General features: G+C 63.4%; 12 protein-coding genes. 4 read left to right on the top strand and 8 right to left on the bottom strand.

The window, feature by feature from the left end:
- Window positions 1–74 precede the first annotated feature (74 nt).
- The 4 genes from AC1DIO_RS27175 to AC1DIO_RS27160 all read left to right on the top strand — a co-directional run bounded on the left by AC1DIO_RS27175 (window position 75) and on the right by AC1DIO_RS27160 (window position 4,554).
- Entirely contained in the window at window positions 75–452 is a 378-nt protein-coding gene (locus AC1DIO_RS27175; RefSeq protein ID WP_476854366.1) for a response regulator transcription factor, read from the top strand.
- A 20-nt stretch (window positions 453–472) separates the two neighbouring features.
- Window positions 473–2,251, top strand: coding sequence for an ABC transporter ATP-binding protein (locus AC1DIO_RS27170; protein WP_476854365.1), 1,779 nt, complete (start codon window positions 473–475; stop codon window positions 2,249–2,251).
- Between the two features lie 42 nt (window positions 2,252–2,293).
- Window positions 2,294–3,286, top strand: a complete 993-nt coding sequence (locus AC1DIO_RS27165) for a phospholipase D-like domain-containing protein (RefSeq protein WP_476770403.1) — start codon at window positions 2,294–2,296, stop codon at window positions 3,284–3,286.
- 428 nt (window positions 3,287–3,714) lie between these two features.
- Entirely contained in the window at window positions 3,715–4,554 is an 840-nt protein-coding gene (locus AC1DIO_RS27160) for a hypothetical protein (RefSeq protein WP_476854364.1), read from the top strand.
- 202 nt (window positions 4,555–4,756) lie between these two features.
- Here the strand turns inward: AC1DIO_RS27160 and AC1DIO_RS27155 are convergent, their stop codons facing one another.
- Genes AC1DIO_RS27155 through AC1DIO_RS27120 form a run of 8 tightly spaced genes read right to left on the bottom strand, consistent with a single transcriptional unit; the run spans window position 4,757 to window position 12,049 of the window.
- Window positions 4,757–5,569 (bottom strand): c-type cytochrome, encoded by an 813-nt coding sequence (locus AC1DIO_RS27155; RefSeq protein WP_476825492.1) that lies wholly within the window; start codon window positions 5,567–5,569, stop codon window positions 4,757–4,759.
- Window positions 5,566–7,185, bottom strand: a complete 1,620-nt coding sequence (locus AC1DIO_RS27150) for a cbb3-type cytochrome c oxidase subunit I (protein ID WP_476768648.1) — start codon at window positions 7,183–7,185, stop codon at window positions 5,566–5,568. Before AC1DIO_RS27150 ends, AC1DIO_RS27155 begins: the two co-directional genes overlap by 4 nt.
- Window positions 7,175–7,711, bottom strand: a complete 537-nt coding sequence (locus tag AC1DIO_RS27145) for a cupredoxin domain-containing protein (RefSeq protein WP_476854363.1) — start codon at window positions 7,709–7,711, stop codon at window positions 7,175–7,177. Before AC1DIO_RS27145 ends, AC1DIO_RS27150 begins: the two co-directional genes overlap by 11 nt.
- Window positions 7,704–7,919 (bottom strand): hypothetical protein, encoded by a 216-nt coding sequence (locus AC1DIO_RS27140; protein WP_476834406.1) that lies wholly within the window; start codon window positions 7,917–7,919, stop codon window positions 7,704–7,706. The genes AC1DIO_RS27145 and AC1DIO_RS27140 overlap by 8 nt, the downstream gene beginning before the upstream one ends.
- Window positions 7,920–7,932: 13 nt before the next feature.
- The gene (locus AC1DIO_RS27135; protein WP_476854362.1) at window positions 7,933–10,164 is read right to left on the bottom strand and encodes a xanthine dehydrogenase family protein molybdopterin-binding subunit; all 2,232 of its coding nucleotides are present in this window, start codon (window positions 10,162–10,164) and stop codon (window positions 7,933–7,935) included.
- Entirely contained in the window at window positions 10,161–10,631 is a 471-nt protein-coding gene (locus AC1DIO_RS27130; protein WP_441493121.1) for a (2Fe-2S)-binding protein, read from the bottom strand. Before AC1DIO_RS27130 ends, AC1DIO_RS27135 begins: the two co-directional genes overlap by 4 nt.
- A gap of 51 nt (window positions 10,632–10,682) precedes the next feature.
- Complete coding sequence (locus AC1DIO_RS27125; protein WP_476768651.1) at window positions 10,683–10,895, bottom strand: twin-arginine translocation signal domain-containing protein; 213 nt, start codon at window positions 10,893–10,895, stop codon at window positions 10,683–10,685.
- On the bottom strand, window positions 10,892–12,049 hold the full coding sequence (locus tag AC1DIO_RS27120; protein WP_476854361.1) for a hypothetical protein: 1,158 nt from the start codon (window positions 12,047–12,049) through the stop codon (window positions 10,892–10,894). Before AC1DIO_RS27120 ends, AC1DIO_RS27125 begins: the two co-directional genes overlap by 4 nt.
- Window positions 12,050–12,056 lie beyond the last annotated feature (7 nt).

Raw genomic sequence — 12,056 nt, 5'->3', positions numbered from 1 at the left:
CGGTCAGGTCGACAACGGGAAAAAACCGCCTCACGTTCCGCCCCATGGGGCAGGATTCTTCCTGGATCGCTATCGTGGACGACGATCCGTCCGTGCTGAAGTCCCTGAGTCGGACGCTGAGGGTTCGCGCCTATGAGACGAAGATCTTCAGCTCGGCCCGCKAATTTCTGGAGGTCTTGCCCACGGGGACGCCTGCCTGCCTGATCCTTGACTTGCAAATGCCTGGGATGACCGGCCTCGAGCTGCACCATCAATTGGTCAAGGCTGGCGTCCATATTCCGACCATCATCATTACGGCCCATGGTGACGGGATGCGCGAGCCGTCTCACCCCTCGGACATCGTCGCCGTTCTTTCGAAGCCGTTGCGGAATGCGAACCTATTCGACGCGCTCGTGATTGCACTCGGATCAACTGGAAAAAATGATGCTGTGAGTGTGCCGAGCCGAGACTGACCCCGTGCAGGAGTTGGCGAATGACACGCCTGGTTCTAGACCTGCTCCGCCCCTATCGTGGCTGGCTGCTCATCGCCTTTGGCGCAATGCTGGTCGAAATTGCCGCCAGCCTCGCCGCGCCCTGGCCGCTGAAGCTGGTCCTGGACGATGCGCTCGGCAACCATCACTTGCCTGAATGGCTAGCATGGCTGCATCAGTACGGTTTCAGCCGCAACACGACCGGTGTCGCGCTCTTTGCGGGCGTTGCCACTCTGCTCATCGCCATCATCGGCGGGATAGCGACCTACCTGGACAATTACTACACCACGAGCATTGGCCAGTGGATTGCCAATGATCTACGCATCCGCATCTATGAGCACCTGCACCGTCTGTCGCTGCGATACTATCAGAATGCCAAGATCGGCACCCTGATCTCCACCATCACCTCCGATGTCTCGACCCTGCAGAGCTTCGCCTCGTCGTCGACGTTGAGTATCGTCGTCGACCTTCTCACGATCGTCTTCATGGTCGGGCTGATGTTCTGGCTCGACTGGGACTTCACCTTGATCGCAATCGCCGTCATTCCCTTCCTCCTGGTCTTCATCATGCGCTTCAAGCGGGCGGTGAAAGAGGCGACGCGCGTGGTGCGCGTCAGGCAGAGTGAAGTTCTGGCGGTCGTCGAACAGGGCCTGGGCTCGGTCCGGKCGGTCAAGGCGTTCGGGCGGCAGGATCTCGAACTCGCGCATCTGCAGGATGTCAGCCAGGCGACAGTCGATGCGGCGCTGAAGGCACGGCGGGTCAAGTCCCTGCTCTCGCCGGTGGTCAGCATCGTGGTCGCGTTCTGCACCGCCATCGTTCTCTGGAAGGGAACGGCGCTGATCATCGCAGGCACCATGACGGCCGGGTCACTGACGGTCTATCTCGCCTATCTCTCAAAATTCTTCAAACCCGTTCAGGATCTTGCCAGCGCCACGACGGCAATCGCGCAGACGACCGTAGCGCTGGAACGCATCCAGACGATCCTCGCAGCCGACGAGATCGTCTTCGAACGCGCCGATGCGGTTGATCCGGGGCGCGTCAAGGGCGCGATCACCTTCGAGCATCTCGCGTTCGGCTACGAGGCCGATGTGCTCGTGCTGCGCGATGTTTCCTTCTCGATCGCGCCTGGGCAGGTCGTTGGCATCGTCGGGCCCACGGGCTCAGGCAAATCCACCGTGCTCAGCCTGCTGCCACGCTTCTATGACGTGAAGAGCGGGCGCGTCCTGATCGACGGCACGGATGTCAGCACGTTCAAACTCGCCGCCCTGCGCGCCCAGATCGGTTTCGTGCTGCAGGAGACGGTGCTGTTTCGCGGGACGATCCGGGAGAACATCGCCTATGGGCGGCCAGGTGCGACAGACAAGGAGATCGTGGCGGCCGCCAGGATCGCCAATGCCGACGAGTTCATCGCCCGCATGCCGCATGGCTATGATTCCATGGTCGGGGAGCGCGGCGATACGCTGTCGGGCGGCCAGCGCCAGCGCATCGGCATCGCCCGGGCCGTCGTTCGTGACAGCCCGATCATGATCCTCGACGAGCCGACAGCGGCGCTCGATACCGAGTCCGAGCACCTGGTGATCGAGGGGCTGCGGCGGCTGATGGCGGGCCGCACCGTCATCATGATCGCCAATCGCCTCAGCACGATTCGAAATGCCGACAAGATCATCGTGCTGAAAGACGGGATCGTTGCGGAAGAGGGCCCGAATGACGAGCTGATTGCCCGCGGCGGGATCTATGCCGAACTCAACCGCGCCCAATTCGAAACGACCGCGGCCAAGTGAGGTCGCCCCGTCCCTTCCTGCGCAAATCAAGGAGTGCCGGCCATGTCGCACAAGCTGATTGTCCTTCCCGACGACACCCCCGATGCCATCCTCGCACCGATCAACGCCGCCACGCGGGTGCTCAATATCAGGATGTTCCTGTTCACGGACCCGACCCTGCTTGGCGCTGTGCTCGCAGCGAAGCAACGCGGCGTCCAGGTGCGCGTCATGCTCAACCCGGCGCGCCGCGACGGCGCGAGCGAGAACGAGGAGACGCGCCAGGTGCTCGACGCTGCCGGCATCGAGGTGCGCGACAGCAGCCCGGCCTTTGCTCTCACCCACCAGAAGTCGATGGTGATCGACGATACGATCGGCTTCGTCGAGTCGCTGAACTGGGAGACGCGGGATCTCACCGAGACGCGTGATTATGCCGTCACCACCACCGACAAGCTGGAAGTCGCGGAGATGGTGCGCTGCTTCGAAGCGGACTGGGTACAGACGGAGTTCGCGCCCGATCCTGCGTCGAAGCTGATCTGGTGCCCCAATAACGGCCGAGAACGGATCGCGGCCTTCATTGACGACGCCAAGCAAACCTTATGGCTGCAGAATGAGCGTTACCAGGACACGGTGATCATCGAGCGCCTCGTCCGGGCGCTGAACCGCGGTGTTGAGGTCCACATCATGGCGCGGCAGCCGCACAAGCTGAAGAGCGACAAGCTGGTGGAAGGCGTCGGCGGCCTGCGGATCATGGAAGATGTGGGAGCCAAGATCCATCGGCTGAAGAATCTGAAGCTGCACGGCAAGATGCTCCTGGCCGACGAGAAACGCGCGATCGTCGGCTCGATCAACCTGACCCCCGGCAGCTTCGATGCACGGCGCGAGCTCGCCATCGAAACCGACGCCCGCCACCTTGTCGAGCGCCTGGTCGAAGTCTCGCATCACGACTGGAAGCATTCGCACCGGCTGGACCTGTCGGACGAAGGGTTGCTGGCCGATCTGCAGAAGCATGGCGTCGATGGCGCCGGCAAACTCGCGATCGCGAACAAAGGTTCGTAGCTGGGATGGGCGAGAACCAGATTTCTCAGGTCCAGCGATCCCGCCCGATGCGCAGGGTGCGCTGCTCAGGCGCAGGCGGCGCTCAGTGCAAAGTGGTCACACCGTGCATTTGCAAGGCTTCGACCACGCCGTCGAAAATCAGGCCGCCCCCGATCGCGGAGACGAAGAACCCGACAATACACGTGATCGCGTCGATCCCCATCGGCCCGATTCTTTGAGTGAGCTTCTCCCGTCGAACCGTATTGCATTCCCAATGCATCGAATACTGTCGTAGACACAGCGGAGCCTCCGCCACAACATTGTCGACATGTATCACACAAGCAACACACGGTGATGATTGCGCATTGCAAGCAATACCTAATCTGGCACTCAGCAGCGAACTCTGTTCCAATGATCAAAGATGGTCTGGATGACAGACGGAGCACATCATGACTGGACGACGCACAGGCTGCGGACGATTCGGACTGAGKGTCGCGCTCGCCATCTCAATCGGCTTGGCGAGCTCTTTCGCCATCGCCCAGGAGGGCCCCGAAAAGAGCACCGACGATCTTGCCAAGGCGGCGCAAAACCCCGTTGCCGACATGATCAGCCTGCCGTTCCAGAACAATTCCAACTTCAATGTCGGCCCGCATAAGCAGCTGCAGAATGTCCTCAACATCCAGCCCGTGATCCCGATCACGCTGAACAAGGACTGGAACCTGATCACGCGCTGGATCACGCCGGTGATCTCGCAACCGGCCCTAACGGTGAATGGTGACCGCGAGTTCGGCCTCGGCGACATCAACCCGAGCTTCTTCTTCTCGCCGAAGCAGCCGACGCACGGCATCATCTGGGGCATCGGGCCGACCTTCGTATTCCCGACCGGCACCGACAAGACCCTCACCAGCGGCAAGTACTCGGCCGGCCCCGCCTTCGTTGCCCTGGCGATCGAAGGGCCCTGGGTCGTCGGCGTCCTCGCCAACAATGTCTGGTCCTTCGCGGGCAAGAGCAACCGCAGCGCGGTCAATGCGATGACGCTCCAGCCCTTCGTGAACTACAATTTCCACGGCGGCTGGTATCTGACCTCGTCTCCCATCATCACCGCCGACTGGGAAGCCGGCCACGGCGACCGCTGGACGGTGCCGATTGGAGGCGGTTTCGGGCGCGTGTTCAAGATCGGCCATCAGGCCATCAACGCGCAGCTTGCAGCCTATTACAATGTCGCAAAGCCCAGCGGCGGCGCCGACTGGCAACTCCGGGCCCAGGTGCAGTTCCTGTTTCCGAAATAGCCCGGCGAACACGCCGCATCGAACGTTCAACCCAGTACCGTTCTGGTTAGGGCTGCACCATGGCAGCCGCGACTGGTTCGGCCCATTCCTCACTCCCCCTCGCATGGTTTCGCGAGGCTAGCCCAGCAGGAACCGATACCCGCTTGCAATCAGCAGGCCGCGCGCCGGCAATCCTTTTTGATCAGGCAACGCTTCCCCGCGGTTATTGCTGGCCAAGGCCGGAATAATAGGCAGCAATCATCGCGATCTCTGCGCTCGTCAGCTGGCGAGCGATGGAGCGCATTTGCTCCCTGATGTCATTGCGGCGGCTCTCCGTGGCAAAGGCCTGCAGTTCCTGTTCGAGATAGGCACGCTGCTGGCCTCGCAGGCTCGGAGCGCCAATCGTCAAGCCGAGCGGTCCGTGACATGCCGCACAGGGCGCCATGCCTCGCCGGGGATCGCCGACTTCGATCAGGGTTCGGACGTTGGAGGTCGCTGGATCGCTCTTTTCCGGAGGCCCGGCAACGGGGAGCGGGAGCGACGCAAAGTGCTTCGCGAGATCGAAAACATCCTGCTCCGACAGGGATGAGACGAATACTCCCATTACCACCGGGTTGCGCTTGCCGCTCCGGTAATCCGCGAGCTGCTTGTAGATCGCGTCCGCGCTCTGACCGACGAGATTTGGGAAGGCCGCGTCAGTGCTGATGCCGTTCAGGCCGTGGCAGTTGTTGCAGTTGACCGCAAGCGCTGCACCGCGCGCCGCGTTACCTTGCGCAAGCTGCTGTCGCGTCGAGGCGGTCCAGGCAACCGTCGAAGCGGGCTGTGCGGCTATCGCGACGGGAGCCCGCGCACTTGCGTTGGGCAGGCCGACTGCACGGCAAATCACGCTCCAGAGATCGAGACCTTCGGCGCCCCTCTGGACGGATGGCAACCATATGAAGCCGATCAGCACCGCGACGATGAACAGCGCGACGGTGGCGCTGATCCATACGGCGAACCGGGAATCGCGCGATGCTTGGCGCCCCCCGCTGCTCATCGTACCTGGCTCGAATAGGCAGGAACGCTCGTCCTGTTCAGGAAAAGAAACTGGGCCAGTGGATAGCCATAATTTGCGGCGGTCAGGGCCACGACCAGCAGCGTCCAGACCCCGAAACTGTTCAGGGATTTGGGCAATCGGAGAGGAGGATTGACCGCAAGGGAAAATCTCAGCGGCGGGATCGCGGCTTTCGGCGCACGATGAGATGCGACCAGCACGCCCACGAGCAGCATCGCCGAGACCACAAGAATGAAGCCGCCGACCGTCGACACGCTCACCCAGATCGCCTGAGGCGCGAGTGCAGAATTGGTGAAGTCGAAATAGGCCATGCGCCGCGGCTGTCCCATGACACCGACCAGATGCCAGGGTAGCGTGACGACCATCATGCCGACGAACCAGGTCCAGAGCTGCAGCCGGACGAGATGCGGCGATGCKAGCGGGCGACCGGTCAGGCGCGGCCAGAGTTCATAGGCAATCGCGAAATACATGATCACGATCGCCCCCCCGTAGATCAGGTGGAAATGCCCGGTGACCCATTGGGTGTTGTGGATCGTCAGGTTGAGCGCATAGCTCATGTTGATCAGGCCGCTGGCCCCACCCATGCCCAGCATGACCAGCGAAAGCACCGAAGCCAGCACCAGTGGGCGGTCCCATGGCAGAACGGCGATCCAGCCGAAAAGACCGCGCCCGCCCCGCAGGCGGCCCGCGATTTCGAGAGACGCGCAAATGGTGAAAATCGTGAGCAGCGTGGGGACCGCCACCATTCCCGTGAAGACCGCATGGAGAAACTTGAAGCCGGCACCGATCTGCGGATCGGCGAAGAGATGATGAAGGCCGATCGGCATCGCGAAGATCAGCAGTTGCAGGAAGGCGATCCGGCCCATCTTGTCGCTGTAGAGCCGGCCGCCGGCGGCCTGCGGCAGCAGCACGTAGAAGGCGATATAGGTGGGGATCAGCCAGAAGTAGACGATGGCATGCAAGGTCCAGGAGAACAGCAGACGCGCAAGGGCGGGGTCGATCGTGTCCGTCCAGCCGAAGGCATTGGGCAGGATCAGAAAGACGATCTCCGCCCCGACTCCCAATGACGTCCAGGCCCAGAGCAATGCGCCGGCCGTGGTGGCAAACATCGCCAGCGGAACCGGGAGATCCGGATAATCACGCTTCCAGCGCCTGAAATGCGAGATCATCAGGCCGACCCAGATCCATGAACCGATCACCGCAATCAGGATGCCCAGGTAGTAATACGGGCTGCCCAGCAGCGGTGGATAGAAGGTGTAGAGAACAGTCGCCTTGCCGGCCGCCACGGTCGCGATCGCCAGCACGCCCCCGGCGATCACCAGTCCGAGAGACGCCCAGGCAAGCCGCGCCCCGTGCATCGGCCGGCCGAGCGACACCGCGCAGACCGCATAGCCAAAGCCCATCGCAACGAGCGTCGGGAAGACATAGGCGAGCGAGGTGCCGTGCGCCGTGACCGCCCGGTAGTAGAGTTCCGGGTCTATCCACCGATGCAGCGGGCTACGCACCAGCATCTGCCAGGCGCCGAGCGGAATCATGACGGCGAAGACCGCGAAGGCGGTCCAGAAATGGGCGAGCACGAGGCGGTTGCTACCCTGCACAGGACGCTCGCAATCTGCCGCCATAGGATCGGGCGAATTCGAGGCGATCGACGACCTTCACCCGCGCCCACATGCCCTGGTGCCCAACGCTGCAATATTCCTGGCAAGGCATCAGGTGTTCGCCGGGCCGCTCGAAGCGCGTACGCGCCTMGGAGACAAACCCGGGCACCACCATGCTGTTCACATTCGTGCCGGCGATCAGGAAGCCATGCACCACGTCGGGGCTGGTGACGCGGAAAACCACCCTGGTCTCGGTGGGAACGACGATGCAGGCCGGCACGAACGAATATTGCTMGGCGACGACGCGCACGACCACCGATTGATCCGCCACGACCTCGGTGCCCAGATTGGTCTCGACAAACTCCCCGGCGAGATGGAGGCGATCCGCATCGATCGTTTCGACATTCGACGGGGGTTGCACGGCCCAGTGCACGCCGTTGAACGTGATCACCGCAAGCACGAGGACCATGACCCCGGTGACGACCCAGGCCCATCTTCGTTCGGATTCGCCTGTCAGATCAGTCAACAGCGCCTCGCGGGAGATAGATGAACAGGAGGAAGGCGAACCAGATGACGAGGATGGCGGCCACCGCCAGGCCGGCAACGGCCATGGCGCCGCTCACGCCTTCTGCGGCGACCCTTCGGATTTCGTCGGGGCTGCCCACGATGGCGACGTTTTCACGCCGAAAAGCGGAGGAGACGTAGTCCTCTCCTTCGTGATCCTGTGCTTCCACGGTGCTCATCCCGCTATCTCGCTTTCGCCAGGCGCATAGCCGCCAGAACTTTGGCCGCTCTGAACGGCACCGATCGCAAGCGCACGCCGGTCGCGTCGAAGACCGCATTCGCTATGGCCGAGGGCACGACGGAAGTAGTCGGCTCGCCCGCTCCCCATGGCGCTTCGTTTGGCCGGTCGATCAGGTCGATCATGACCTGAGGGACGTTCGGAAAGGTCAGGATGGGGTAGCTACCCCAGTTGAGGCTCGTGACCGCACTGCGGCTGAAGGTGAGTTGCTCGACCAGCGTCCGGCTGATCGTCTGGACGACGTTGCCTTCGATCTGATTGCGCAGCCCGTCAGGGTTGATGATCTGGCCGCAGTCGTGAACGACGAAGACGCGATCGACCTTGATCCGGCCGTCCGACCAATCGACCGTCACATCGGCGACGATCCCGACATAGGTCCGGACCAGCTCGTATTTGGCGTAGGACACGCCCCGCCCCCGCACCAGCATGCCGCCATCGCGCGGCCGCGAGCCGCGCGGCTCCCACTGCGCGAGGTTCCGCAGGCTCTCGAGCAGCTCGAGCCCGCGCGGGTCCTTGAGATTCCGGGTGCGGATATCGAACGGATCGACAGCCGTTGCGGCCGCAATCTCGTCGAGAAAGCTCTCATTGCCAAACGTGTTCTGCAGGCGTGCAGGCGCGCGAATCCATGCCGCCGGGAGCGGCGTGTCGGCGAGCCAATGCGCGGTCAGCTTGCTGTTGGCCAAGGCATAGGGGATGCCGAGGCCCGGATTATACACCCCGGCTCCCGACCCGAATTTCGGCAGTTTCGCGAGAGTGGCCGCCAGGAGCGTCGCACCCGAGCGCTGCATCGGTCGTTCGCTGAGGAAGATGTCGGATTGCCAGCTGGCAATTCGGCCCTGATMATCAAGACTGGCGCGGTAATCGAGCAGGACCGGCGGCCCCTTCGGATCCCAGCCATGTTCGTCGCTTCGCATCCATTGCAACCGGACCGGCCGGCCGAGCAGCTTTGCAAGCAACGCGGCTTCGGACGAGCAATCATCGGCTCCGTTGCGGCCATAGCATCCTGCGCCTTCGACAAAGATGCAGCGCACGCGCTCCTGCGACAGTCCCAGCATGGTGGCGAGTTGCGACCGCAGCAGGTGGCTCGCCTGTGACGGTGTCCAGACAGTGAGAACACCATCCTTGAAATCGGCCACCGCGCAGGACGGGCCGATCGAGCCATGCGTATTGAGGGCCAGGTCGTAGGTCGCTTCGATTATTCTGCCGCTCGCCCTCTCGTCGCCGGTCGTATCGCCGGTGTTCTGTAGGACCTCATTGCGGACGACTTTCGAGCTGCGAACATATTCGAACAGCCTGGCCTCGTCGGGCAGGCCTGCCCAGGCCGACCAGGTCGCGACGATCGCGGTCGATGCCCGGATGGCCGCCCATTCATTGCCGGCGACTACGGCCAGAAAGTCGCCCTTGCGGACCGTCCGCACATAGCCCGTGATCTTGCGGCAGGCGGCGTCGTTCCAGGCTTCGAGCTTGGCGCCGAGCGCCGCTGGATGAACCATCCGCGCGTGCAGCATGCCAGGCAACGTGAAATCCTGGATGAAGGTGAACCTGCCAAGGACTTTCGCGGGAATATCAAGGCGAGGCACGGGCGTGCCGACGATCGTGTAATCTTTCGGGTCCTTCAGCGCCGCGGCGGGATCGACCTTGATCGTCAGCCGACGTTCGCCGACCAGTTGGGCATATGACAGGCCCTGGCCGCCTTGCCGGGGCGTGATCACGCCGTCGCGCACCTCGAGCATGTCCTTGGCGACCTTGAGGCGAATTGCAGCCTGATCGAGCAATGCGGCGCGTGCGGTGGCCGCAGCACGGCGAATCTGCATGCCACCGTCCTGAATGGTCAGGCTGGCATAGGTGGGCCCCTGGTTGGGCGTGAGTTCGGTATCACCCTGGATCATCGTTACCCGGCCCATCGGGATGGACAGCTCCTCGGCCGCAATCTGGGCGATGGCGGTAAGCGCACCGGTGCCGAGCTCGACCTTCCCGGATTTGATCGTGACGAGCCCGTCGGCACCGATCGCGATGAACCCGCCGACTTCGTCTGCCGCGCCGCCGTTCGCCGCGGGTGGGGCTTGCGCCCATGACGGTGATCGCAGGGCTTCGAACGTTACGACGAGCGCTCCGCCATAGGTCAAGACTGCACGACGAGAGAGTGGCGCCCCGGAGATCTGCCCCCCCGCCCTCATGACATCTGCTCGGCGGCGCGCATCACGGCGCGCAGTATCCGGACATGTGTGCCGCATTTGCAGAGGTTACTCGCCAGTGCCAGTCGGGCCTGTTCCTCCGTCGGCCGCTTCGTGGTCGAAAGAAACGCGGCCGCCTGCATGATCATGCCGTTGATGCAGTAGCCACATTGGGCAGCCTGTTCGTCGATGAAGGCCTGCTGCACCGGATGCGGCTTTTCCGCCGTCCCCAGGCCTTCCAGGGTCACGATCTCGGCCCCGGCGACCGCCGAGACCGGCATGAGGCAGCTACGCAACGCTTCCCCGTAATAGTGCACGGTGCAAGCTCCGCACTGACCGAGCCCGCAGCCGTAGTGCAAGCCATGCAGGCCAAGCTGCTCGCGCAACGCGTAGAGCAACGGCATATTGGGATCGTCAATACTTAGGACACGTGCCTCGCCATTGACGGATAGCTTGATCGTGTCGGCCAAGGTGATTCTCCGCACATAGCTTTCCGTGTCGTCGTCAGAGCCCTCGTCTCATCATCGCCAGGCCGTTCGCCATCCATGACCGACGCGCAGCCACACCTGCTCCGCCGTGTCGCCGTCGTCCGGATTGCTCCAGCCGGCGATCATCAGGACAGGCGCGATTGCGGTCGCCGGCGCCGGAGAAGGTTGCGGCAAGGACAAGGCGATGGCGGGTGTGACGGCAGCCAGGCCTGCGCCCGCTACGAACCTGCGACGGTCGATCATCATGCGACGGCTCCATCGGTTTCGGCAGCACCGTGTCGTGCCAGCGACGACAGTCGGAACGCGGCCGTGGGGGCCCAGCGTCGACGCGCCGACGCGGCGATCGCGGCGGCGGCCTCGGTTTCGCCAGCGCCAATGGCGGTCTCATGAGCCTGCTCGAAGGCGCGTAGCGTCGGTCGGTTCTCGAGATTGATCCGCGACAGTTCGAAGGCTCTCCGAGCATCGCCACCGCTGCCGGCGTAGAACTCGGCGCCATGATCGGCAAAGGCCAGCAGATGCCTGGCGAGGAGCGCTTMGAAGCCTGAGCGTGCGGCGTCCAGATACGCGTCGGCCTCGCTGCGCCTCTCGTCGGAGACGGCCAGCGTATCGGCTAGGCGCCAGAGCACTTCGGGGTCGCCGCTTGCAATGGCGGGAACAAGAGTGGCTTCAGCTTCCCTCGTCCGGCCGTCACCGGCCTGGATTTCGGCCAGATGCACGCGGGCCTTCACATAGCAGGGCAAGCAGGCGACGGCCTTTCGGTACCAGCGCTCGGCGCGGGCCAAATCGGGTCCCGGCACGAGTTCGCCCCAGAGCACGCCGAGCTGGAAGCAGGCCCAGGCCACGGGGAATGGCGACACCTCGCGGTAGTCGCGGAGCGCCTGCCGGTAGATTTGGTCGGCGCCGGCAAAGTCCCCGAGATCGGCCAGCAGGGCGCCGAGCGCCACCTGATCCGGCAAGAGCCCGGATTGCTCCGCGATACGGCGCCGCTTCTCCAGCACCGCGTCCAGCGCGGTGCCGCAGGCCTGATCGATCGTCAGCAGTAGATTTTCCGCCGCTGAAGCCTCGCCGAGGCTCGCTTGCGCCACATGTCCCCGCGCCTCGGCAAAACGGTGCAGGGCTGACGCGACCTGGGCCCGGATCAATGCGGTCCGTGGCGACGAGGGGTCGAGCCGCGCCAGCAGATCGGCCAGCGTTTCCATGCGGTCGAATGCGGACAAGTCGCCCAGGAGTTGCGCCRTCAGTTGCTCATGTTMGAGTACGGTTTCGGAGACGCCCGTTCGTTGCGGATCCTGATCGAAACGCGTCCAGGAACGCAGGCGCGCGCTATTGAGATTAATCGCGGCGATCTCGCCGTCGGTGGTCTGAAAGACCACGTTGTCGGACTCTGCTTGCGCAATCATACCCCTG

Source organism: Allobosea sp. 05T439 (genome assembly GCF_056396005.1).
This window is presented reverse-complemented; position numbering and strand designations above follow the sequence as displayed.

Bases quoted from the DNA above. Each gene is read 5' to 3' on its own strand.
- AC1DIO_RS27165 (WP_476770403.1), top strand. From the start codon at position 2,294: ATGTCGCACAAGCTGATTGTCCTTCCCGACGACACCCCCGATGCCATC.
- AC1DIO_RS27155 (WP_476825492.1), bottom strand. From the start codon at position 5,569: ATGAGCAGCGGGGGGCGCCAAGCATCGCGCGATTCCCGGTTCGCCGTA.
- AC1DIO_RS27125 (WP_476768651.1), bottom strand. From the start codon at position 10,895: ATGATGATCGACCGTCGCAGGTTCGTAGCGGGCGCAGGCCTGGCTGCC.